The sequence below is a fragment of the Erwinia pyrifoliae DSM 12163 genome, from assembly GCF_000026985.1.
GTDB classification, from domain to species: Bacteria; Pseudomonadota; Gammaproteobacteria; order Enterobacterales; family Enterobacteriaceae; genus Erwinia; species Erwinia pyrifoliae.
The window spans coordinates 4,003,724-4,026,286 of sequence record NC_017390.1; the positions used below are offsets into that span (position 1 = coordinate 4,003,724).

A 22,563-nucleotide genomic window follows, 5' to 3' on the forward strand; every position below is an offset into this window, starting at 1 on the left:
GTTGTCGGCGCTTATCCTAACGCATTACTGTCATTTTGGTATGGCGAACGTGCGATTTTTTCGCAACCGATTGCGTTATAATCCTTCCTTATGACAGTCATCAGGTGTGGTTGCCGTTTGCAGGTCGCAACAGATTGGCATGCGGGTTACCGCAGAGACAAGGTCAGAATGATACAGCCGATACGATGACCTGTCATACAGCGCGAATAGCACGAAAAGGATGGAGGCGGGCAGGCCGGAAAACCGGCCTGAGCTTAAATACTGGATGGTTGTCACGTTTTGATTAGGGTTTATTCAGCCGCAGATCTTTTAAGTGCCGTAAAACAGTTTCAAGACTGACTCCGAGTTTGCGCGCAATATCCCTTTGTTCTGAACCATCGTTCATCATTTCTATAATCGTCTTCTGCATATTGGGGCTGGAGCCTGCATAGTAGAAATGAAGCTGAAAGGTTTTCAGACAGCCCTGGCAGCGGTAGCGCTGGATCCCTGAGGCAGAACGCCCATTACGTCGGATCCTGGCGCTTTCACTACAACGTGGACAGGCAATATCTCCCATTTTCATACATATCACTCCTGGAGCTAAACGTTTACAATAATAAAACAGCATGAACACATCCGTTTTCACTCTCCACAAAGAGAATGGAAAGCCGGTCAATAAAGAGCTTCACAGTAAAAATATAATCTACGCAGCGATAATCCATTATAAAACCGAGACCAGTTTTCAACCTGCGGGCGTTAATCATTTATCAGCGTTTATACACAGCCCGGCACTCTCTCAATGTTAACCTGAACAAGGAGGCGTTGATGGGTTCAAGAGATTATCAGCACATATTTTAGTCAGTTTTAAACTTTTTAGCCCCTGAGGTAATAACAATATTTAGCAATACTAACCATATTTTCACTTCATGTAAAAATCAAAAAATTATGCAAAAGGTAGGGGAAACGGCTTGGTTAGAGAAAAATACAGATTAATAACTTTAAACTTTAAAAAAATATTCTAATACTATTTTTATGCGAAATAAAAAGTCGCATAAAAAAATAATGCGATTACCTATATCTTCGTCACTTAATTGTAAAAAAATATACGAAAATCACAGATCATATAAATATGCAGTAAAACAGGAAATAATTTACTTATATTTAACTTTAATATCATGACCCAGGATCGGGCAAACATCGTCGAGAGTCAGCAGAAAATGGCAGATCGTCATGGGGAGGAACATGATGGCTCAATGGGCATATGCCATTTTTCTGTGCCGCACGGTAAGCCAACAGATCCCAATAGCCTTGTGCTACCGCGCACAATCCGGTAAACAGTGAAAACATCAGAATAGTGAAGGTCAATACGCGAATAAGCCCGAAGCGATCGCTGAGATGGCCGAAAATGATGCCTCCCAGCACCTACCGATCGGCGTCCAGGTCACCAGAGAACCGGCCTGTGAAGCGGTTAGTGCCAGCGTTGCGCTGGTAGCATAAAGCCGAGGATCGGCAGGTCGAAACCATCCCATGCATAACCGCTTACGGCGGCGGGCATTGCTTTGCCCGGCGTCACGCTGCGCCTGCCGGCAGAAGGAGTTGACATAATTTAACCTTGTGGCTGGAGTTGATCTGCCTGTATAGGTTTGCAGGCATCCACCAGCCAAACGGAAAAGCCAGCGCACCGCAGTTTGCGATACGCCAGAGGCAGATTAAGCGGGATCGCTGCCGTCGCCAGCCAGCAGTTTATCCAACTGGTCGCCGCCGACATGACGGAAATCATGGCCTTTAATGAAGTAGAAAATAATCTCGCAGATATTTTGACAACGGTCGCCAATACGCTCGATGGCGCGGGCGCAAAACAGGGCCGTCAGCACACTTGGGATGGTACGTGGATCTTCCATCATATAGGTCATTAGCTGGCGAACGATGCCCTCATACTCCTGATCAACCTTCTTATCCTCGCGGTAAATCTCTATCGCCGCATTAAGATCCATACGTGCAAAGGCGTCGAGAACGTCATGCAGCATCTGGATAGTGTGGCGCCCCAGAGACTCCAGGCTCACCAGCAACGGCTGATGCTGCTGGGAAAACTTCTCCAGCGCGGTGCGGCTAATTTTCTCCGCCACATCGCCAATGCGCTCCAGCTCAGAGATGGTTTTGATGATCGCCATCACCAGGCGCAGATCGCTGGCCGCCGGTTGACGTTTGGCGATGATGCGCACGCAGGCTTCATCAATCTCCACCTCCATCATATTGACCTTCTGGTCACCCTCGATCACCTTGTTGGCCAGCTCCGCATCCTGGTTGTGCATGGCGGTAATCGCGTCCGTTAACTGCTGTTCCACCATGCCGCCCATGGTCATCACCTGGGTGCGGATGTGCTCCAGCTCGGCGTTGAACTGGCCGGAGATATGTTTGTTCAGATTCAGGCTATCCATTGTTTTCTCCAGTCATATCAACCATAGCGGCCGGTGATATAGTCTTCAGTCTGCTTCTTTTGTGGTGTGGTAAACAACGTGTCGGTATCGCTGTACTCAATCAGTTCGCCAAGGTACATAAACGCCGTACGGTCGGAGCAGCGGGCTGCCTGCTGCATATTATGAGTCACGATCACCACGGTGTAATCCTGTTTCAGTTCGGTAATCAACTCTTCAATGCGCCCGGTGGAAATCGGGTCAAGCGCCGAACAGGGTTCATCCAACAGCAGCACTTCCGGGCGGATCGCGATACCGCGCGCAATGCACAGACGCTGCTGCTGGCCGCCGGAAAGACTGTAACCGCTCTGATGCAGCTTGTCTTTGGTTTCCGTCCACAGCGCCGCTTTGGTCAGCGCCCACTGCACGCGTTCGTCCATATCGGCACGCGACAGCTTTTCAAACAGCCGCACGCCGAAAGCGATATTGTCGTATATCGACATCGGGAATGGCGTTGGCTTCTGGAAGACCATGCCCACGCGCGCGCGCAGCAGGGCGATATCCTGGCTGGCGGTCAAAATATTCTCGCCATCCAGTAAGATTTCCCCTTCCGCCCGCTGATCGGGGTACAACGAAAACATCTTGTTAAAGGTGCGCAGCAGGGTCGATTTACCACAGCCGGAAGGGCCGATAAACGCCGTCACCTGGTTTTTGGCAATATCAAGATTGATGTTTTTCAGCGCATGGAATTTTCCGTAATAGAAGTTCAGGTTGCGAACCTGAATCGTCTGAGCGGAACTGTTATCAACCATTTTTATCTCACTTAGCCCGCGCCGCCAGCGCCGCACGGCTCAATTAATGTTTGCTTTTGGCGAAGACAACGCGTGCCAGTATGTTCAATAACAGCACGCACAACGTAATAATCAGCACGCCCGCCCAGGCCAGACTCTGCCATTCGGCAAAGGGGCTCATGGCGAACTTGAAGATGGTCACCGGCAGGTTTGCCAACGGCTGCATCATGTCGGTGCTCCAGAACTGATTCGACAACGAGGTAAACAGTAGCGGAGCCGTTTCCCCGGCAATACGGGCTATCGCCAGCATCACCCCGGTGAGAATGCCGGAAACCGATGCTTTCAGGGTAATGGCCGAAATCATCTTCCATTTCGGCGTTCCCAGCGCGTAGGCCGCTTCACGCAGACTGTCCGGTACCAGTTTCAACATATTTTCAGTGGTGCGGATAACAATCGGGATCTGTAACAGCGCCAGCGCGATCATCCCGGCCCAGCCGGAAAAGTGCTGCATCTGCGCCACTACCACCGTGTAAACAAACAGCCCGACCACAATCGAAGGGGCCGACAGCAGAATGTCGTTGATAAAGCGGATCGCTTCGGCCAGCCAGGATTTACGCCCGTATTCGGCCAGGTAGATGCCCGCCATAATGCCAAGCGGCGTACCGACCACGGTAGCCCAGAAAATCAGCAGGCCGCTGCCGGCCAGGGCATTGGCCAAACCGCCCCCTGCCGTATTTGGCGGCGGCGTGTTTTCGGTAAACAGCGCCAGAGACATGCCATCCATACCGCGCGTCACGGTAGAGAACAGGATCCACACCAGCCAAAACAGGCCAAAGGCCATCGTCAGTAATGACAAAGTGAGGGCGATGCGGTTTTTCATCCGCCGCCACGCCTGCATTTTACGCCGCGAGACGAGCAGTTGGTCGTGTGCCTGTAAATCAAGGGTACTCATGAGCGTGCTCCTTCACTTTTCGCCAGGCGCAGGATCATCAGTTTGGAGCAGGCCAACACGATAAAGGTGATGACAAACAGGATCAGTCCCAGCTCCATCAGCGCGGCGGTGTGTACGCCGGACTCAGCTTCAGCAAATTCATTGGCCAGCGCCGAGGTGATGCTGTTGCCGGGCATAAACAGTGAGGCGCTGTCGAGCTGGTAGGTGTTACCAATAATAAAGGTGACCGCCATCGTTTCACCCAGCGCACGCCCCAGTCCCAGCATGATCCCGCCAATCACCCCGTTTTTGGTGAACGGCAGGACAATCCGCCAAATAACTTCCCAGGTAGTGCAACCAATGCCGTAAGCCGACTCTTTCATCATCACCGGCGTTTGTTCGAATACGTCACGCATGACCGAAGCGATATAAGGAATAATCATAATCGCCAGGATAATCCCGGCGGCGAGAATGCCGATACCAAAAGCCGGGCCGGAGAACAACGCACCCACAATCGGGACATTTGCCAGCACGTCGCCAAGCGGCTGCTGGAACCAGGTGGCAAACAGCGGAGCAAAGATAAACAGCCCCCACATGCCATAAACAATGCTGGGAATAGCCGCCAGCAGTTCGATGGCCACGCCCAGCGGACGGCGCAGCCAGCCCGGAGCCAGTTCGGTCAGGAACAGGGCGATGCCAAAACTGACCGGGACAGCGATCAGCAGGGCAATAACCGAGGTGACAACGGTGCCGTAGATCGGCACCAGCGCACCAAACTGTTCGTTCGGCGCATCCCACTCTTTATTCCACAGGAAGGAGAAACCAAACTTCTGGATGCTCGGCCATGAGGAGAAAAGCAGGGAAACGATGATGCCGCCGAGCAGCAACAGCACAATCAGCGCAGCCAGTTTCACCAGCGCGCTGAAGATGATGTCACCCTGTTTTCCGGGGGCCTTGAATGTCGGCTTGCTTGCAGCCATAGGATTCTCAAGTCGGTTTCAGCTGATACATCGCGGGCAAGGCACCTTGCCCGCACGGATTATCTGCGCCACATGTAAGGTGGCGTTTTAAGCAATTAGTACAACGTTTTACCTGAGCTGTCTTTCACATTGGTTTTCCAGGCGGCACGAATTTGCTCTACCACAGCATCCGGCAGTGCCGCGTAGTCGAGAGCCGTCGTGGTTTTGCCGCCGTTTTTGTAAGCCCAGTCAAAGAACTTCAGCACCGCTGCGCCTTTCTCTGCATTGACCTGCTCTTTATGTAGCAGAATAAAGGTGGTGGAGGTGATTGGCCACGCATTGTCACCCTTCTGATAGGTCAGATCCTGAGCGAACGAGGTGCTCCAGTTAGCGCCTTTAGCCGCATCGCTGAAGCTTTTTTCGCTCGGTGCAATCGCTTTACCATCAGCATCGACCAGTTTGGTATAAGCAAGGCTGTTCTGTTTCGCGTAAGCGTATTCGACATAACCGATAGAGCCGGGCAGACGCTGTACGAACGCGGCCACGCCGTCGTTGCCCTTACCGCCCAGGCCTACCGGCCAGTTAACGGTACTGCCTTTCCCCACTTTGCTGCTCCAGTCTTCGTTCACCTTAGACAGATAGCTGGTGAAGACAAATGACGTACCGGACCCATCAGCGCGGCGTACCACGTTGATATTAGAATCAGGCAACTTCACGCCCGGATTAAGTTTGGCGATAGCCGGATCGTTCCACTTCCTGATGGTGCCAAGGTAGATATCACCCACGGTTTTACCATCCAGCGTTAGCTCACCGGATTTAATGCCGGGAATATTCACCGCCAGCACCACTCCACCGATCACCGTCGGGAACTGGAACAGACCATTTTTGGCTAAGTCTTCGTCTTTCATCGGCGCATCTGACGCACCGAAGTCGACGGTTTTAGCAATAATTTGCTTCACGCCGCCGGAAGAGCCGATACCCTGATAGTTAACCTGGCTGCCCGTAGCGGTGTTGTACTCTGCCGCCCACTTGTTATAAACCGGTGCCGGGAAGGTGCCGCCAGCACCGGTCAAATTAGTCGCCGCCATCGCAGAGGCGGCGCTCAGAGAAAGGGTTAACGCAACGCATTGAGCCAGGGTTTTGCGCATCAAAGTCATATTCCCTCCACGGGATAATAAAGTCAGGTCGGTTACCGCGTTCGTATGATTAATTATTGCTGCTGGAGGCAAAATAGGACAGTTTGGTGACAGTAAAATGTCGCTAATATGACAGAATTATGACAGCCGGCCATGACCACCTGGCCAGTGCTGGTCTGCCATGACGCTGGCTATGCGCTCACGACAACAACCGGCTCCGCCGCGCTGCCCACGGTGACGCAATGACAATCAGAATGGCTCCATATGGAGCCTACACCATCTGAAATCAAGACTATCCAGCAGGGCAAAAAAGAAGGGGCAGATGTTTTTCATAAATGGATATTCTGCTAAAGAGCATCGCCGTTCTCCATCAGAGAAAATGCGCTGAATGCGATCCTGGTGGAAGGCGGCCAATAACATAAAATCAACAGCCATCTCGAGTCACTAAAAGGATTCGGTTGGAGGGAAGGAAATTTCAGCATCCGGCTTTCTCAGAATCTTAGTCACGCTTTCTATTGTTTTAAACGTACAGGAACACCTTATATTTTGGCACTGATAATACGCTTCTTTCGTTTGCCCGGAGATATAACGACTGGTTCTTGTATGTGAAGCGTTATTGCAAATTGGACAGCGCATCATAAGTGTACCTCCGGAAAGGCTCCGTACCTTCGTGCAGCGCCGATGATTTCAGCAAAAACCGCCCCTCTGTTACTCGTTTTCATTGCAGCCACCCTTATCAGAAGCGAATCAAACCTCTTAAAAAATCACAGTCCGTCGATAATTCAAAGATATTTAACGCATGTTACAACAAATTAATCGATTTAATCCTCGTTATTCATAATATATCAACCAATATTTAACAGAGAGCCGCAGAAAAGAATCCCGCAGCGTTAAATGTTATTTTTCAGGAAAATAATGTCCAAAAAACCACACAACAGAACGAGGGTGATTTCACTAAATAAAAGGCTATTAATAGAGAAACCTTCAGCAAGGTGGCATGCAAAATAATCAATAAGGCAATATATGCGAGGTTGATATCTGCTTCGTTTTGATATTTTAATCTTTTTAAAAGAGTGTATATATGGCGTTCTGGCTCAATGTTAATGTATTGGAGATGATAAAATCATGGTGGCGCGGGGAGGTTCCCATTGGTGGTGTATTAATGGCTATTGGTATCGCCGTGCTGCGTATGAAATACTCGGGCGAATCTCGGGGGAAAACAGTGACAGAAGGGTTGCTCTGTGGGGCTTTAACATTGACGACAGTTTCAGCAATGAATTTCTTCCATATACCACAAAGTATGACGGTTGCTATTGGTGGATTTATTGGCTTTGTTGGCGTTAAAAAGATCGGTCATTACCTGTCACTGTATCTTAGCTCACGTATTAAGAAGGAGTAACAAAGCACCGTTTACGTTATTTCATTTATACTTCGTACAACCGCTTGCAGAAGCTGCATCCACACTGACTTTAACCCATATCCGTTTTTCGGAGAACCGGAGAACGGCTGCACCACTGACTGCAACCCGCTTTGGGTGTTCAGAAGAGGAGTGCTTTACCCCTAAGTTCTTTTGGCATCTCCCCCTCCCCGGGTATCATTAACGCAATAAAATCGCATAATACTGTCGGAAACCGGACGCATGAAGCGAGATATTGTCAGGCTACGGAGCCGATATTCCAGAATGGGCAAGGTGGTTCTGTCGCTTGTGGGAAGCGGCTGTTTTTCTCGTGGCTTTTTCATGCATTACCGCATTGTTATTAACCTAAAAAAAGCCCGGCACGCTGTGAATACAGCCTGCCGGGCTTTTCGCGTTAATAGCGGCTTTGTCAGCCCTGCCGGTTAACGGTTGCCCCTTATTCCACCGTCACCGATTTAGCCAGGTTGCGCGGCTGATCCACGTCGGTGCCTTTAATCAGCGCCACATGGTAGCTGAGCAGCTGCAACGGCACGGTGTAGAAGATTGGCGCGATCACCTCTTCAACATGCGGCAGCGGAATGATACGCATCCCTTCGCTGTTGGCAAAACCGGCATCCGCATCGGCGAAGACATACAGCAGGCCGCCACGGGCGCGCACTTCTTCGATGTTCGACTTCAGCTTTTCCAGCAGTTCATTGTTCGGCGCAACCACAATCACCGGCATATCGGCATCGATCAGCGCCAGCGGGCCATGTTTCAGCTCACCGGCAGCGTAGGCTTCGGCGTGAATATAGGAGATCTCTTTCAGCTTCAGCGCCCCTTCCATCGCGATCGGGTACTGATCGCCACGGCCGAGGAACAGCGCATGATGTTTATCAGAGAAATCCTCTGCCAGAGAGGCAATAAGCTCATCCTGTGACAGCATCTGCTCAATACGGCTCGGCAAAGCCTGCAGGGAGTGAACAATATCGTGTTCCACCTGCGGATTAACGCCTTTAAGACGGCCAATTTTTGCCACCAGCATTAGCAGTACGGTGAGCTGGGTAGTGAAGGCTTTGGTCGACGCCACGCCGATTTCCGTACCGGCTTTCGTCATCAGCGCCAGGTCGGATTCACGCACCAGGGAAGAACCCGCCACGTTGCAGATGGCCAGCGATCCCAGATAACCCAGCTCTTTTGACAGGCGCAGTGCCGCCAGCGTATCGGCGGTTTCACCGGACTGAGAAAGGGTGATCAGCAGGCTGTTTTTACGCACTGCAGACTTGCGGTAGCGAAATTCAGAAGCGATCTCCACATCACAGGGCACGTTGGCCAGTGATTCAAACCAGTAGCGCGAAACCATGCCGGAGTTGTATGAAGTGCCACAGGCGACAATCTGGATATGCTCAACGTCTGCCAGCAGCGAATCGGCATTCGGCCCCAGCTCGGACAGATCGACTTCTCCGTGGCTGAAACGACCGCTCAGGGTGTTTTTGATCGCCACCGGCTGTTCGTAAATCTCTTTCTGCATGTAGTGGCGGTAAGTGCCTTTATCGCCAGCATCATACTGCGTGTTCGATTCGATTTCGCGACGCTGTACAAGGTCACCGCTGCAATCGACAATCATCACATCACGGCGGGTAATTTGCGCAATATCACCTTCTTCCAGATAGATAAAGCGGCGCGTAACCGGCAGCAGCGCCACCTGGTCCGAGGCAATAAAGTTTTCACCCACGCCACGGCCAATCACCAGCGGGCTGCCGGAACGCGCAGCAACCAGCGTAGACGGGTCGCGGCTGTCCAGAATAACCATACCGTATGCACCGCGCAGCTGCGGAATAACGCGCCGCACCACTTCCAGCAGTGTACCGCCATTTTGCCGTTCCCAGTTCACCAGGTGCGCGACCACTTCGGTATCAGTTTCTGAGGTAAAGGTGTAGCCCCGACCGATCATCAGCTCGCGCAGCGGCTCATGGTTTTCAATAATGCCGTTGTGAACGATGATGATATCGCCGGAAATATGCGGATGGGCATTATTTTCCGACGGTTCACCGTGCGTAGCCCAGCGCGTATGCGCAATACCGGTTCCCCCCGCCAGCGCGGTGTTTTCCGCTGCGGCAACCAGGTTGCTCACCTTGCCAACGCGGCGCAGGCGGGTTGCCTGCCCGTTAGCGTCAATAACGGCCAGACCGGCAGAGTCATAGCCACGGTATTCCAGACGGCGCAGCCCTTCCAGCAGGATTTCTGCAATATCACGCTGCGCTACAGCACCAACAATTCCACACATAGTAATTTTCCTGACATGATGGCGAACAGGCCATCAGCATTGTCTTCTGACCTGATTGTTCCGGTATATTCCGGTTCCCCCGAGCCTTATAGAGAGTGGGGATTATTTTTATCTTTACTGCGGGCTTCAGGCTGCGGCGAACCACAGCCTGGAGAAGCTTACTTTTTCTTTTGCGGCCGCCGCCAGCTGGCGTTCAGCTGCTGCTCTTTACGATTGTAGACCAGCCCGGCAGCCGGGACATCTCGCATAATGGTGGTGCCGGCAGCAATGGTCACGCCCGCCGCCACGCTAACCGGCGCGATCAGCTGGGTATCAGAACCGACAAAGACATCATCACCGATAATCGTTTGGGATTTATTGACGCCATCGTAGTTACAGGTGATGGTACCGGCACCGATATTAACATTAGCACCGATTTCCGCATCGCCAAGATAACTGAGGTGGCCGGCCTTGGAGCCTTTACCGAGCCGCGTTTTTTTCATCTCGACAAAGTTACCAACGTGCGCGCCTTCTGCCAGCTCGCTACCGGGGCGTAAGCGGGCGAACGGCCCCACGCTGCACGCATTAGCCAGCTGCGCGTCTTCAATCACGCTATACGGGCTGATAATGCAGTCGTCGGCAATCACGCTGTTTTTGATCACGCAGCCGCTGCCGATTTTCACCCGGTTACCGAGTTTGACGTGGCCTTCGATAATGACGTTGGTATCAATGACCACATCGCGGCCGTGCTCCAGCGTACCGCGTAAGTCGAAGCGCGCCGGATCCTGTAACATCACGCCGGACAGCAGTAATTTTTCTGCCTGCTCAGCCTGGTAAACGCGCTCCAGCGTTGCCAGCTGCAGGCGGTTGTTGACCCCATCGGTTTCTGTGATGCGTGCCGGATGCGCTGCCTCAATCTGACGGCCTTCCTGGTGAGCGAGCGCGATAATATCGGTGATGTAGTATTCACCCTGCGCATTGTTATTGGTCAGTTTGCTCAGCCAGCGCTTCAGATCCGCGCCACCCGCCAGCAGGATGCCGGTATTGATTTCGCCGATCGCCAGCTGTTCAGGTGCGGCATCTTTCTGCTCGACGATACCAACCACCCGGCCGTTTTCACGGATGATGCGGCCATATCCGGTCGGGTTATCAAGGCTAACCGTCAGCAGGCCGATGCCACCATCGGGTTTCACTTCCTGCAAACGGCACAGCGTTTCGCTTGATATCAGCGGCACATCGCCGTACAGCATCAAAATGTCTTCATCATCAGCAAAGTAGGGCGCGGCCTGCTGCATCGCATGCCCCGTGCCCAACTGCTCCGCCTGCAGCACCCAGTTCAGGGACCGATCGTTGAGGGCCGTTTTCAGCAGCTCCCCCCCGTGTCCGTAAACCAGATTAACGCGCTGCGCATTCAGCGCTTTGGCCGCGTCTATAACGTGCTGAACCATCGGTTTCCCTGCCAGTAAATGCAGCACCTTCGGCAGGTCGGAATACATGCGGGTTCCTTTGCCAGCGGCAAGAATTACCACGCTCATCGGGCGGTTTGACATAGACATCCTGACTCATCTTTTATGAAATGAAAGTTAAGCGGTTTACCCCGTCAAATACTACATATTTTTCGGAAAAAAACATCTCGCGCCGGTCGCGGTGTAGCGATCACACCTATGTTTTAGCCCACCCGCCTTTGACTATCGTCATTGCGACGGCCGGAAAACACAGCAGGTAAAAGCCATAAAAAAAGCCAGTCAGTTTCCTGACTGGCCTTCTGCAACCTAAACCTGAGTTACATCGCGTTTTTCGTCAACTCGATCACACGCAGTTTGGCAATCGCTTTCGCCAGTTCCGCAGACGCCACCGCGAAGTCAACATCACCGTGAGAGCTGTTCATATGCGCTTCGGCTTTGCGCTTCGCTTCCAGAGCGCGAGCTTCGTCAAGATCGCTACCGCGGATCGCCGTGTCAGCCAGAACGGTAACCGCACCGGGCTGCACTTCCAGCACGCCGCCGGAGAGGTAAATCACCTCTTCTTCACCGTGCTGCTTAACGATGCGGATCATACCAGGCTTAATGGCGGTCAGGAGAGGAGCGTGGTTCGGGCGAATACCCAATTCACCTTCGCTACCTGATACCTGGATGCTTTGCACAGTACCGGAGAACATCTGCAGTTCTGCGCTGACAACGTCCAGGTGAAAAGTCATGGCCATAGTTAATCTCCAGTGAAACTATTCCCTTCCACCTCCAGGCTGCATGCGGGTTGGCTAACTCGTTCATCCACATCACCCGTTCGGTAAGATGCAGATTTACGCTTTTGCTGCCCTTAATGCAGCCTGAATGATTCAGGGCTGTCTGATTACAGTTTCTTCGCTTTTTCCACGGCTTCTTCGATAGAACCCACCATGTAGAAAGCCTGCTCTGGCAGATGATCGAACTCGCCTTCCATGATGCCTTTAAAGCCACGGATGGTATCTTTCAGAGACACGTATTTACCTGGAGAACCGGTGAACACTTCTGCCACGAAGAACGGCTGGGACAGGAAGCGCTGCATCTTACGCGAGCGTGCTACCACCAGTTTGTCTTCTTCAGACAGTTCGTCCATCCCCAGGATGGCGATGATGTCTTTCAGTTCCTGATAACGCTGCAGCAGTGACTGAACGCCACGCGCGGTGTCATAGTGTTCCTGACCAACAACCAGCGGATCCAGCTGACGACTGGTGGAATCCAGCGGGTCAACGGCCGGGTAGATACCCAAAGAAGCGATCTGACGGCTCAGTACCACGGTTGCATCTAAGTGTGCAAAGGTGGTGGCTGGTGACGGGTCAGTCAAGTCATCCGCAGGAACGTAAACGGCCTGTACGGAGGTGATTGAACCGGTTTTGGTTGAGGTGATACGTTCCTGCAGAACGCCCATCTCTTCCGCCAGCGTTGGCTGGTAACCTACCGCAGAAGGCATACGCCCCAGCAGAGCGGAGACTTCAGTACCGGCCAGGGTGTAACGATAGATGTTATCGATAAACAGCAGTACGTCACGACCTTCGTCACGGAACTTTTCAGCCATCGTCAGACCGGTCAGCGCAACACGCAGACGGTTACCCGGCGGCTCGTTCATCTGGCCATAGACCAGAGAAACTTTGTCGATAACGTTAGAGTCGGTCATTTCGTGGTAGAAGTCGTTACCTTCACGGGTACGCTCACCCACACCGGCAAATACCGAGAAACCGGAGTGCTCAGCCGCGATGTTACGGATCAGCTCCATCATGTTGACGGTTTTACCTACACCCGCGCCACCGAACAAGCCGACTTTACCGCCCTTGGCGAACGGACACATCAGGTCGATAACCTTGATGCCGGTTTCCAGCAGATCCTGAGAATTCGACTGATCTTCGTAAGAAGGAGCAGAGCGGTGAATCGCCCAGCGCTCTTCTTCGCCGATGTCGCCTTTCATATCGATAGGCTCACCCAGCACGTTCATGATACGGCCAAGCGTTGCAGTACCTACCGGCACTTCGATTGGGTGCTGCAGGTCAACGGCTTCCAGACCACGCTTAAGGCCGTCTGAAGAACCCATAGCGATAGTACGAACCACGCCACCGCCCAGCTGCTGCTGAACTTCCAGCACCAGACGAGCATCACCATTTTTAACCTCAAGGGCGCTGTACACTTGTGGTACTGCGTCCTGAGGGAACTCGACGTCAACCACGGCGCCGATTACCTGGACAATCTTTCCAGTAGCCATCTTGAATCCTCTACCTAATTCATTTCTACCCGACGTTTATGAAGCCGCAGCGGGGTTAGCGGTACCCGATCACCTGAATTGCTTACCAGGTCAACGCATCATGACTCGCCCCTTTACTGCCAGCGTCATCGCCTGAGCAGTACCTGGTTAAACCGCGGAGGCCCCCGAGACGATCTCGGTAAGTTCCTGGGTGATGCTGGCCTGACGAGCTTTGTTGTATACCAACTGCAGCTCTTTGATCAGGTTTCCGCCGTTATCGGTTGCGGCTTTCATCGCCACCATTCGCGCGGCCTGCTCGCTGGCCAGGTTTTCAACAACACCCTGGTAAACCTGAGACTCGACGTAGCGACGCAGTAACGTGTCCAGCAGCGCTTTCGGGTCGGGTTCATACAGATAGTCCCAGGTACTCTTCTTCACAACGCCTTCCGCATCATCTGCTGGCGGTAACGGCAGCAGCTGTACGATCTGTGGAGACTGAGACATGGTGTTGATAAATTTGTTGCTGACAATGTACAGCTTGTCGATTCGGCCTTCATCGTATGCCTGAAGCATGACTTTGACCGGGCCAATCAGGTCAGACAGGGCAGGTTTATCGCCCATGCCGTTAACCTGGGCAACCACGTTGCCACCGACAGAGCCGAAGAATGACATGCCTTTGGAACCGATAATCGCCAGATCGCTCTCGACGCCTTTATCAGCCCAGGATTTCATATCCGTCAGCACTTTTTTGAACAGGTTAATGTTCAAACCACCACAAAGCCCGCGGTCGGTAGATACGACCAGATAGCCAACGCGCTTAACGTCACGCTCATCCAGGTAAGGGTGCTTGTATTCCAGATTACCTAACGCAATGTGACCAATCACTTTGCGCATGGTCTCTGCATAAGGACGGCTGGCCGCCATGCGTTCTTGCGATTTACGCATTTTGGAGGCGGCGACCATTTCCATCGCTTTGGTGATCTTCTGCGTGTTTTGCACGCTGCCGATCTTACTACGTATCTCTTTTGCGCCGGCCATAAGCTTCTCCTCAAAGCCTTGCGGCCTGCCCCCTAAGGGACAAGCCGCCAGACATTACCAGGACTGGGTTGCTTTAAACGTTTCGAGGAGGCCTTTCAGCTTCTCTTCGATTTCGCCGTTATAGTTACCAGACTGGTTGATATCAGCCATCAGCTCTGCATGATCGCGATCCGCATAAGCCAGCAGTGCCGCTTCGAAGCTACCGATTTTCGCCAGTTCGACGTCATTCAGAAAGCCACGCTCGGCGGCAAACAGCACCAGACCCTGTTGCGCTACGGACATTGGCGCATACTGTTTCTGTTTCAGCAGTTCGGTCACTTTCTGACCGTGGCTCAGCTGTTTGCGGGTTGCTTCATCCAGATCGGAAGCGAACTGAGAGAACGCTGCCAGCTCACGATACTGTGCCAGCGCGGTACGAATACCGCCGGACAGTTTCTTGATGATCTTAGTCTGAGCAGCACCACCCACACGAGAAACGGAGATACCCGGGTTAACCGCCGGACGAATACCGGAGTTAAACAGGTTGGTTTCCAGGAAGATCTGACCGTCGGTAATCGAGATTACGTTGGTTGGAACGAACGCAGAAACGTCACCCGCCTGGGTTTCGATGATCGGCAGAGCCGTCAGTGAACCGGTTTTACCTTTCACTTCACCGTTGGTAAAACGCTCAACGTAGTCGGCGCTCACGCGGGAAGCACGCTCCAGCAGACGGGAGTGGAGGTAGAACACGTCGCCAGGGAATGCTTCACGGCCCGGTGGACGGCGCAGCAGCAGAGAAACCTGACGGTAAGCAACAGCCTGTTTGGACAGGTCATCGTATACGATCAGCGCGTCTTCGCCACGGTCACGGAAGTATTCGCCCATCGCGCAACCGGCATAAGGCGCCAGGTATTGCAGCGCGGCAGACTCAGATGCGGTCGCCACCACCACGATGGTGTTAGCCAGCGCGTTGTGCTCTTCCAGCTTGCGCACCACGTTAGCGATGGTAGAAGCCTTCTGGCCGATGGCCACGTACACACATTTGATGCCGGAATCGCGCTGGTTGATGATGGCATCGATCGCCATCGCGGTTTTACCGGTCTGACGGTCACCGATGATCAGCTCACGCTGGCCACGGCCGATTGGAATCATCGCATCAACAGATTTGTAGCCGGTCTGAACCGGCTGATCGACAGACTGCCTGTCGATAACGCCGGGAGCAATCACTTCGATCGGTGAGAAACCGTCGTTGTCGATAGCGCCTTTACCGTCGATAGGTGCACCCAGGGTGTTCACCACGCGGCCCAGCAGGCCACGGCCAACCGGAACTTCGAGGATACGGCCAGTACACTTCACCGTCATGCCTTCGGCGAGGTCAGCGTATGGACCCATCACCACGGCACCTACGGAGTCGCGCTCCAGGTTCAGTGCGATTGCGTAACGGTTGCCCGGCAGGGCAATCATCTCACCCTGCATCACATCGGCCAGGCCGTGTACGCGGATGATGCCGTCACTTACAGAAACGATAGTACCTTCGTTGTGAGCTTCGCTCACTACATTGAACTGAGCAATGCGCTGCTTGATCAGTTCGCTGATTTCGGTGGAATTCAGTTGCATATGCTCCAGTCCCCTTAAGACTGCAAGACGTCTGCGAGGCGTTCAAGACGACCGCGTACGCTGCCGTCAATGACCATATCACCCGCACGGATGATTACGCCTGCCATTACAGACTTATCAATTTTGCAATTCAGCTTAACTTTGCGTGACAGACGTTTTTCCATCGCGGCGCTAATTTTAGCCAGCTGTACGTCACTCAGTGTTGTGGAAGAGATAACCTCAACCTCGGCGGTCGCATCATGTGCGGCACGCAGTTGGATGAACTGTTCCAGAACAGCGGTAAGCGTGGGTAAACGTCCGTTTTCAGCCATGACCTTAATCAGGTTCTGACCGGCTTCGTCGAGTTGGTCACCACAAATCGCGATGAATGTTTCAGACAACGCTTCCGGCGCCAGTGCGCCGGAAAGGAGATCTGTCATCTGTTCATTGCTTGCCACCGAGGCGGCAAACGCCAGCATCTGCTGCCAGCGATCGACACGTTGATGCTCAACAGCAAAGTCAAAAGCTGCTTTGGCGTAGGGGCGAGCTACAGTGGTAAATTCAGACATCAGCCCCTCCCTCCTTACAGTTCAGCGACCAGTTTATCTACGATGTCGCTGTTAGCAGCTTCATCCACGGAACGTTCAATGATTTTCTCGGCGCCGGCAACAGCCAACATCGCGACCTGCTTGCGCAACTCTTCACGAGCACGTTTGCGTTCGGCGTCAATTTCAGCCTGCGCTTGGGTGACGATCTTGTTACGTTCTTGCTCAGCCTCTGCTTTGGCTTCGTCCAGGATCTGCGCGCGGCGTTTGTTCGCCTGCTCGATGATGACCTGAGCGTCGTCCTTCGCTTTTTTCAGCCGATCGGTCGCACTCGCCTGTGCGAGATCCAAATCTTTCTTGGCACGTTCAGCGGAAGCAAGGCCGTCGGCAACTTCTTTCTGGCGCTTTTCGATAGCGGCCATAAGCGGCGGCCATACGTACTTCATGCAGAACGCTACAAACAGGATGAACGCGATAGCCTGGCCGAGGATTGTTGCGTTAATGTTCACAGCACAATGCCTCTTGTTAATTTAACTTTTTCTGCCGCAGTGACTTACGACGGCAGAAGCCGTTCATCGCATCCGCGCAAGCAGAGCGATGAACAATAGGTCCTTACGCCGCGACAGCAAACATCACGTACAGACCCAGACCAACAGCGATCATCGGGATTGCATCCACCAGACCCATTACAACAAAGAACTGCGTACGCAGCAGAGGGATCAGATCCGGCTGGCGCGCGGCGCCTTCCAGGAATTTACCTCCGAGGATGCCGATACCGATCGCAGCACCGATTGCCGCCAGGCCCATCATCACAGCGGCAGCCATGTACAGCAGATCCATATTCAGGTTTTCCATGACAGTCTCCAGTTTGTTTCAGTTAAAACGCAGTAGTGTTGAGAAAAGTATCAATGTTCTTCAGATGCCATCGACAGATAGACAATCGTTAAGACCATGAAAATGAAAGCCTGCAGCGAAATGATCAGGATGTGGAAAATGGCCCAGGGCACACTCAGAATCCACTGTGACCACCACGGCAACAGACCGGCAATCAGGATAAAAATCAATTCACCCGCATACATATTTCCGAACAGTCGCAGACCCAGAGATACCGGTTTGGACAGCAGGCTCACGCCTTCCAGAATCAGGTTGATCGGAATGAAAATCGGGTGGTTGAAGGGTTGCAGTGTCAGCTCTTTACTAAAGCCGCCAATGCCTTTCATCTTGATGCTGTAGAACAGAATCAAAACAAATACGCCAAGCGCCATTGACAGCGTGATATTCACGTCGGCAGAGGGCACCACACGCAACGCTGGCAGACCGAAGATGTGCTCACCGATATACGGCAGCAAATCAATAGGCAGCAGGTCCATGAAGTTCATCAGGAACACCCAGACGAAAATCGTCAGGGCCAGCGGAGCGATAACTTTGCTTTTGCCGTGGTACATATCGCGCACGTTGTTATCAACGAAACCGATAACCAGCTCGATAGCGGCCTGTAATTTGCCCGGCACGCCGCTGGTCGCTGATTTCGCTACCTGGCGAAACAGCACCAGGAACACCAGCCCCAGTACCACAGAGAAAAGCATGGAGTCGATATTTAATACCCAGAACGTCGCCGGAGCGTCGTGCGGATTCACTAGCTCGAAGGTACGCAGATCAAGCTGAAGGTTATTCAGATGATGACCTATGTATTCTTGCGGCGTAGAGATTTCTCCTGCAGCCATGATGCCTCTTACCCTTTGTTGTTAATTACAGCCGGAGCGACGATTTGCACCATCAGCACCGATAACCAGGCCAGTCCCAGCGGCGTAAACACCGCTTTAAACACACCCAGCGCCACGATAAGAACGAGAACAGTAACAATCACCTTTAGCGCTTCACCTAGCGCAAAAGTCCAGGCAAGCCGGCCCGTTACTTCATGCCCCGCCTGATGACGCCAGGCAAAAATCATAAACAACACGTTTGGCAGCCAGGCTGCCAGCCCACCGGCAAAGGCGGAAACACCCCAGGTCAAATCCTTAAAGGAAAACAGCACACCGATTACGACGAAGGTCACCAGCTGTAGCAACAGCACGGTTCGGGCAAATTTCACTCTATAAAGGGACACTGACATGACGTTGAAACTCTCCTGCCCGGCTTAGGGTATGCCGCGTGTCGCATTAATTTGCCTTAGCTCGTTTGAGTAAGGCGGCAAAAACCGTGCAAATTATACGGTGCGCACCTGTGATTTCAATCGATAAGTAGTGAAAAGGTGAACAATTATTTAATTTTCTTTCTGGCGGCTCGTTTTTCAAAAGCCAGAACAACGGCAATGAGTGGTTTTTTTTCTGCAATTCGAGCCTTTTCTTGCACATAAATCGTGCCCACGATCACAAATTGGTAATATCATGATGCGATAATAAGCAACGCAATAACTCAACATTAATAGTGAATCCAATAAAAAACATTAACAATCATAAGCATAAAGAGTGATTCTCTGAAAATGCTATGTTCCTTTGAAAAAAAAGCTTCTGTTGACTTTTGTAGCAAACATTTAACACAGAAAAGTCATTACTCACGCCAGGTTAATATCCCATTTATATTTTCATAAGTGACCATAAGCAGGTGAAAACGACCGAAAAAAATGAGCAGGGTGCTAATAGAATGTAAAATCCCGGTTAAATATAACAGGAGTGTTCAGATAATTTCTGCCGGATAGCAGAATCTGAGAGTCATTTCACAGCCGGGTAATTTTTTGTAGAAAGCCAAATCCCCCTTAAGGTATTCGCCTTAAGGGCCAGAATCAGCAGAAGTTGGACTTAACACCGCAAGCACTGCACAGGCTGGCGGGTGTTTATCGGTGGTTCAACAATCTGTCACAGGGGCAATAATCACCAGATGCCGCTCGCCTTCCAACTGCGGGACGGTTAACGGACTGATTTTTTCTACCCTGAAACCTGCAGGCAGCGCCGCGATTTCATCTTCGGGCAGCACGCCTTTTAAGGCGTAAAACCGCCCCTGCTGGCCCGGTAAATGGTGGCACCAGCTGACCATATCAGTGAGTGAGGCAAATGCCCGGCTAATCACGCCATCAAACGGCGGTTCGCCTGCAAAGTCTTCTACCCTACTCTGCACCGGCGTAATGTTTGCAAGCTTAAGCTCGTGCTGAACCTGTTTCAGGAAGCGTACACGCTTGCCCAGGCTATCCAGCAGGGTGAAGTGCGCCTGCGGGCGCACAATCGCCAAAGGTACGCCCGGCAGGCCAGGGCCGGTGCCGACGTCGATAAATCGGTCGCCGACCAGATGCGGTTCCACCACGATGCTATCGAGAATATGGCGTACCAGCATCTGCTGCGGATCGCGCACCGAGGTCAGGTTGTAAGCCTTATTCCATTTGTGCAGCATTCCGACATAACCGACCAGCTGCTGTTTCTGACTATCGGACAGGGGAATACCTGCACTTTTAAGTAATATCGAAAGTTGACTAATCATGCACTTTTACGCAACAGGCCCTGTTTTTTAAGATAAATAAGCAGAATTGAGATCGCCGCCGGCGTAATGCCAGAAATACGCGATGCCTGACCAATTGAACCCGGTTTACTCTCGTTGAGTTTGGCAATCGCCTCATTGGACAGTCCGCTGACCTGCTGATAATCCAGATCGACGGGTAGCGCCGTATTTTCATTGCGCAGCTGTCTGTCGATCTCTTCCTGCTGACGGGCAATATAGCCTTCATATTTGACCTGGATTTCAACCTGTTCCGCCGCTTGCGCATCGGCCAGAGCCGGAGCGAAGTGGCTCAGAGTCATCAGCTGCTGATAGGTCATTTCCGGACGACGCAGCAGGTCTTCGCCGCTGGCCTCTTTGGTCAGGGCAGCACTGATAACGCTGTTAACGTCAGCCACGCATTCTGATTTAGGGTGTACCCAGATATCACGCAGGCGCTGGCGCTCCTGTTCAATGCTTTCCAGCTTCTCATTGAAGCGCGCCCAGCGGGCATCATCGACCAGGCCCAGCTCGCGTCCGGCAGCGGTCAGTCGCAGATCGGCGTTATCTTCGCGCAACATCAGGCGATATTCCGCGCGCGAGGTGAACATGCGGTACGGCTCTTTGGTGCCGAGGGTACAGAGATCGTCCACCAGCACCCCGAGATAGGCCTGATCGCGCCGTGGCGCCCAGCTCTCTTTGTCCGCCGAGAGACGGCCGGCATTCAGGCCAGCCAGCAGCCCCTGTGCCGCAGCTTCTTCGTAGCCGGTGGTACCGTTGATCTGTCCGGCAAAGAACAGACCCTGAATGTATTTGCTTTCAAGCGTTGGTTTGAGATCGCGCGGATCGAAAAAATCGTATTCGATGGCATAGCCCGGACGGACGATTTTTGCATTTTCCATGCCGTGCATGGAACGGACGATTTGCATTTGCACATCAAACGGCAGGCTGGTGGAGATGCCATTAGGATAGATTTCGTTGCTGGTTAGCCCTTCCGGCTCCAGGAAGATCTGGTGCGCATTACGATCGGCAAAGCGCATGACTTTGTCTTCGATTGACGGGCAGTAACGTGGGCCGATCCCTTCAATCACGCCGGCATACATCGGGCTGCGGTCGAGGTTATTACGGATAACCTCATGGGTTTTTTCGTTGGTGTAGGTGATATAGCAAGGCACCTGCTGTGGGTGCTGGCGCACATCACCCATAAACGAGAAGACCGGTAGAGGGTTATCGCCGTGTTGCGGAGCCAGCAGGCTGAAATCGATCGTGCGGGCATCAATACGCGGTGGAGTACCGGTTTTCAGGCGACCGACGCGCAGCGGCAGTTCACGCAAACGGCGCGACAGGGGAATTGACGGCGGATCGCCTGCACGGCCACCGCTGTAATTATCCATGCCGATATGAATTTTGCCATCCAGGAAGGTTCCGACGGTTAATACCACGGCTTTGGCACGGAACTTCAGACCCATCTGGGTCACTGCGCCAACCACACGATCGTTTTCCACCAGCAGATCTTCAACTGCCTGCTGGAAGATCATCAGGTTAGGTTGATTCTCCAGTGCGGTGCGTACCGCCTGACGGTATAACACGCGATCGGCCTGAGCACGAGTGGCACGAACGGCCGGTCCTTTACTGGCGTTTAGTATCCTAAACTGAATACCCGCTTGGTCAATAGCGTGGCCCATCAGGCCGCCCAGCGCATCCACTTCTTTAACCAGATGTCCTTTCCCAATACCACCAATTGCCGGGTTACAGGACATCTGTCCCAGCGTATCGATGTTATGCGTTAACAGCAGGGTTTGTTGACCCATACGAGCAGCGGCCATGGCGGCTTCTGTCCCCGCATGACCACCACCGATAACGATGACGTCAAAAGGATCTGGATAAAACATGGTACTGCACCTCGCGGCTTGTGCGAATTAAGGGATGTTGCTGAGGGCGTGGATTCTACTCAACTTTAGACGATGGGGAAAGCATCGGGATCTTCGTGTATTAAAAAGAAGATCTTTTTTATTTAGAGATCTCTTTATTAGATCTTCTATTAGGATCGACGATCTCTGTGGATAAGCCGGTTTTACTGATAACGATCAACTTATTAGAGACGATCGTTAGCTGTTAACGATCGGTGATCCTGAACCGTATAAGCTGGGATCTAAATGGCATGTTATGCACAGGCTCAGGGAGGATGCCAGGTTGTTATTGGGATAATAACCGGTTTTCACCCGGTAGTTAGCCATGTTATCCACAGAAAAAGGCGTAAAAAAGCCGCTAAAAAGCGAAATATTTACAAAACCCGGCATGGGAAACGGAGATTTCAGGGGGATCGGAAAGACGATCGCTGACCGATCCTCACCGCT

General features: G+C 52.5%; 21 protein-coding genes and 1 pseudogene. 1 reads left to right on the forward strand and 21 read right to left on the reverse strand.

The window, feature by feature from the left end; all coding sequences use genetic code 11:
- Positions 1-283: 283 nt before the first annotated feature.
- The 8 genes and pseudogenes from EPYR_RS18290 to EPYR_RS19835 form a co-directional block, all read right to left on the reverse strand.
- A complete protein-coding gene (locus EPYR_RS18290; RefSeq protein ID WP_081441635.1) occupies positions 284-607 on the reverse strand; it encodes an IS1/IS1595 family N-terminal zinc-binding domain-containing protein in 324 nt (107 codons plus the stop codon).
- A 632-nt stretch (positions 608-1,239) separates the two neighbouring features.
- Positions 1,240-1,582: pseudogene (locus EPYR_RS21280) on the reverse strand (MFS transporter); the annotation flags it as partial.
- A gap of 106 nt (positions 1,583-1,688) precedes the next feature.
- Entirely contained in the window at positions 1,689-2,417 is a 729-nt protein-coding gene (gene phoU, locus EPYR_RS18295; protein WP_014539972.1) for a phosphate signaling complex protein PhoU, read from the reverse strand.
- 17 nt (positions 2,418-2,434) lie between these two features.
- Positions 2,435-3,205 carry a phosphate ABC transporter ATP-binding protein PstB gene (gene pstB / locus EPYR_RS18300; protein WP_015899207.1) on the reverse strand — a complete coding sequence of 257 codons (771 nt, stop codon included), beginning with the start codon at positions 3,203-3,205 and terminating at the stop codon, positions 2,435-2,437.
- Between the two features lie 43 nt (positions 3,206-3,248).
- Positions 3,249-4,136, reverse strand: a complete 888-nt coding sequence (gene pstA, locus EPYR_RS18305; protein ID WP_014539974.1) for a phosphate ABC transporter permease PstA — start codon at positions 4,134-4,136, stop codon at positions 3,249-3,251.
- On the reverse strand, positions 4,133-5,095 hold the full coding sequence (gene pstC / locus EPYR_RS18310) for a phosphate ABC transporter permease PstC (RefSeq protein WP_014539975.1): 963 nt from the start codon (positions 5,093-5,095) through the stop codon (positions 4,133-4,135). The genes pstA and pstC overlap by 4 nt, the downstream gene beginning before the upstream one ends.
- 95 nt (positions 5,096-5,190) lie before the next feature.
- Positions 5,191-6,231 carry a phosphate ABC transporter substrate-binding protein PstS gene (pstS, locus tag EPYR_RS18315; protein WP_015899208.1) on the reverse strand — a complete coding sequence of 347 codons (1,041 nt, stop codon included), beginning with the start codon at positions 6,229-6,231 and terminating at the stop codon, positions 5,191-5,193.
- 423 nt (positions 6,232-6,654) lie between these two features.
- Positions 6,655-6,849, reverse strand: a complete 195-nt coding sequence (locus EPYR_RS19835) for an ogr/Delta-like zinc finger family protein (protein WP_071819512.1) — start codon at positions 6,847-6,849, stop codon at positions 6,655-6,657.
- Positions 6,850-7,291: 442 nt separating this feature from the next.
- Between EPYR_RS19835 and EPYR_RS18320 the strand changes: the two genes are divergently transcribed.
- Positions 7,292-7,609 carry a phage holin, lambda family gene (locus EPYR_RS18320; RefSeq protein WP_014539978.1) on the forward strand — a complete coding sequence of 106 codons (318 nt, stop codon included), beginning with the start codon at positions 7,292-7,294 and terminating at the stop codon, positions 7,607-7,609.
- 454 nt (positions 7,610-8,063) lie between these two features.
- On the opposite strand, the gene glmS is transcribed toward EPYR_RS18320, so the two are convergent.
- The 13 genes from glmS to mnmG all read right to left on the reverse strand — a co-directional run bounded on the left by glmS (position 8,064) and on the right by mnmG (position 22,098).
- Positions 8,064-9,893 carry a glutamine--fructose-6-phosphate transaminase (isomerizing) gene (glmS, locus tag EPYR_RS18330; protein ID WP_014539979.1) on the reverse strand — a complete coding sequence of 610 codons (1,830 nt, stop codon included), beginning with the start codon at positions 9,891-9,893 and terminating at the stop codon, positions 8,064-8,066.
- A gap of 158 nt (positions 9,894-10,051) precedes the next feature.
- A complete protein-coding gene (glmU, locus tag EPYR_RS18335) occupies positions 10,052-11,422 on the reverse strand; it encodes a bifunctional UDP-N-acetylglucosamine diphosphorylase/glucosamine-1-phosphate N-acetyltransferase GlmU (protein WP_015899211.1) in 1,371 nt (456 codons plus the stop codon).
- 233 nt (positions 11,423-11,655) lie between these two features.
- Positions 11,656-12,075, reverse strand: coding sequence for a F0F1 ATP synthase subunit epsilon (locus tag EPYR_RS18340; protein WP_014539981.1), 420 nt, complete (start codon positions 12,073-12,075; stop codon positions 11,656-11,658).
- A gap of 146 nt (positions 12,076-12,221) precedes the next feature.
- Positions 12,222-13,604 (reverse strand): F0F1 ATP synthase subunit beta, encoded by a 1,383-nt coding sequence (gene atpD / locus EPYR_RS18345; protein WP_004161243.1) that lies wholly within the window; start codon positions 13,602-13,604, stop codon positions 12,222-12,224.
- A gap of 147 nt (positions 13,605-13,751) precedes the next feature.
- The gene (gene atpG / locus EPYR_RS18350; RefSeq protein ID WP_004171410.1) at positions 13,752-14,621 is read right to left on the reverse strand and encodes a F0F1 ATP synthase subunit gamma; all 870 of its coding nucleotides are present in this window, start codon (positions 14,619-14,621) and stop codon (positions 13,752-13,754) included.
- 54 nt (positions 14,622-14,675) lie between these two features.
- On the reverse strand, positions 14,676-16,217 hold the full coding sequence (atpA, locus tag EPYR_RS18355; RefSeq protein WP_012443143.1) for a F0F1 ATP synthase subunit alpha: 1,542 nt from the start codon (positions 16,215-16,217) through the stop codon (positions 14,676-14,678).
- A 14-nt stretch (positions 16,218-16,231) separates the two neighbouring features.
- Positions 16,232-16,765: a F0F1 ATP synthase subunit delta gene (atpH, locus tag EPYR_RS18360; RefSeq protein ID WP_014539982.1), complete on the reverse strand. Its 534-nt coding sequence runs from the start codon at positions 16,763-16,765 to the stop codon at positions 16,232-16,234.
- Between the two features lie 14 nt (positions 16,766-16,779).
- On the reverse strand, positions 16,780-17,250 hold the full coding sequence (gene atpF, locus EPYR_RS18365) for a F0F1 ATP synthase subunit B (protein WP_004173673.1): 471 nt from the start codon (positions 17,248-17,250) through the stop codon (positions 16,780-16,782).
- A gap of 103 nt (positions 17,251-17,353) precedes the next feature.
- A complete protein-coding gene (atpE, locus tag EPYR_RS18370) occupies positions 17,354-17,596 on the reverse strand; it encodes a F0F1 ATP synthase subunit C (protein WP_004161250.1) in 243 nt (80 codons plus the stop codon).
- 50 nt (positions 17,597-17,646) lie between these two features.
- Complete coding sequence (gene atpB / locus EPYR_RS18375; protein WP_014539983.1) at positions 17,647-18,465, reverse strand: F0F1 ATP synthase subunit A; 819 nt, start codon at positions 18,463-18,465, stop codon at positions 17,647-17,649.
- A gap of 8 nt (positions 18,466-18,473) precedes the next feature.
- Entirely contained in the window at positions 18,474-18,854 is a 381-nt protein-coding gene (gene atpI, locus EPYR_RS18380) for a F0F1 ATP synthase subunit I (protein WP_014539984.1), read from the reverse strand.
- 731 nt (positions 18,855-19,585) lie between these two features.
- The gene (gene rsmG, locus EPYR_RS18385) at positions 19,586-20,212 is read right to left on the reverse strand and encodes a 16S rRNA (guanine(527)-N(7))-methyltransferase RsmG (protein WP_014539986.1); all 627 of its coding nucleotides are present in this window, start codon (positions 20,210-20,212) and stop codon (positions 19,586-19,588) included.
- Positions 20,209-22,098, reverse strand: coding sequence for a tRNA uridine-5-carboxymethylaminomethyl(34) synthesis enzyme MnmG (gene mnmG / locus EPYR_RS18390; RefSeq protein WP_014539987.1), 1,890 nt, complete (start codon positions 22,096-22,098; stop codon positions 20,209-20,211). Before mnmG ends, rsmG begins: the two co-directional genes overlap by 4 nt.
- Positions 22,099-22,563 lie beyond the last annotated feature (465 nt).

What these genes read in the sequence shown, in the direction of transcription:
- EPYR_RS18290 (WP_081441635.1), bottom strand. Translation starts at nt 607, where the DNA reads ATGCTGTTTTATTATTGTAAACGTTTAGCTCCAGGAGTGATATGTATG.
- phoU (WP_014539972.1), bottom strand. Translation starts at nt 2,417, where the DNA reads ATGGATAGCCTGAATCTGAACAAACATATCTCCGGCCAGTTCAACGCC.
- pstB (WP_015899207.1), bottom strand. Translation starts at nt 3,205, where the DNA reads ATGGTTGATAACAGTTCCGCTCAGACGATTCAGGTTCGCAACCTGAAC.
- pstA (WP_014539974.1), bottom strand. Translation starts at nt 4,136, where the DNA reads ATGAGTACCCTTGATTTACAGGCACACGACCAACTGCTCGTCTCGCGG.
- pstC (WP_014539975.1), bottom strand. Translation starts at nt 5,095, where the DNA reads ATGGCTGCAAGCAAGCCGACATTCAAGGCCCCCGGAAAACAGGGTGAC.
- pstS (WP_015899208.1), bottom strand. Translation starts at nt 6,231, where the DNA reads ATGACTTTGATGCGCAAAACCCTGGCTCAATGCGTTGCGTTAACCCTT.
- EPYR_RS19835 (WP_071819512.1), bottom strand. Translation starts at nt 6,849, where the DNA reads ATGATGCGCTGTCCAATTTGCAATAACGCTTCACATACAAGAACCAGT.
- EPYR_RS18320 (WP_014539978.1), top strand. Translation starts at nt 7,292, where the DNA reads ATGGCGTTCTGGCTCAATGTTAATGTATTGGAGATGATAAAATCATGG.
- glmS (WP_014539979.1), bottom strand. Translation starts at nt 9,893, where the DNA reads ATGTGTGGAATTGTTGGTGCTGTAGCGCAGCGTGATATTGCAGAAATC.
- glmU (WP_015899211.1), bottom strand. Translation starts at nt 11,422, where the DNA reads ATGTCAAACCGCCCGATGAGCGTGGTAATTCTTGCCGCTGGCAAAGGA.
- EPYR_RS18340 (WP_014539981.1), bottom strand. Translation starts at nt 12,075, where the DNA reads ATGGCCATGACTTTTCACCTGGACGTTGTCAGCGCAGAACTGCAGATG.
- atpD (WP_004161243.1), bottom strand. Translation starts at nt 13,604, where the DNA reads ATGGCTACTGGAAAGATTGTCCAGGTAATCGGCGCCGTGGTTGACGTC.
- atpG (WP_004171410.1), bottom strand. Translation starts at nt 14,621, where the DNA reads ATGGCCGGCGCAAAAGAGATACGTAGTAAGATCGGCAGCGTGCAAAAC.
- atpA (WP_012443143.1), bottom strand. Translation starts at nt 16,217, where the DNA reads ATGCAACTGAATTCCACCGAAATCAGCGAACTGATCAAGCAGCGCATT.
- atpH (WP_014539982.1), bottom strand. Translation starts at nt 16,765, where the DNA reads ATGTCTGAATTTACCACTGTAGCTCGCCCCTACGCCAAAGCAGCTTTT.
- atpE (WP_004161250.1), bottom strand. Translation starts at nt 17,596, where the DNA reads ATGGAAAACCTGAATATGGATCTGCTGTACATGGCTGCCGCTGTGATG.
- atpB (WP_014539983.1), bottom strand. Translation starts at nt 18,465, where the DNA reads ATGGCTGCAGGAGAAATCTCTACGCCGCAAGAATACATAGGTCATCAT.
- atpI (WP_014539984.1), bottom strand. Translation starts at nt 18,854, where the DNA reads ATGTCAGTGTCCCTTTATAGAGTGAAATTTGCCCGAACCGTGCTGTTG.
- rsmG (WP_014539986.1), bottom strand. Translation starts at nt 20,212, where the DNA reads ATGATTAGTCAACTTTCGATATTACTTAAAAGTGCAGGTATTCCCCTG.
- mnmG (WP_014539987.1), bottom strand. Translation starts at nt 22,098, where the DNA reads ATGTTTTATCCAGATCCTTTTGACGTCATCGTTATCGGTGGTGGTCAT.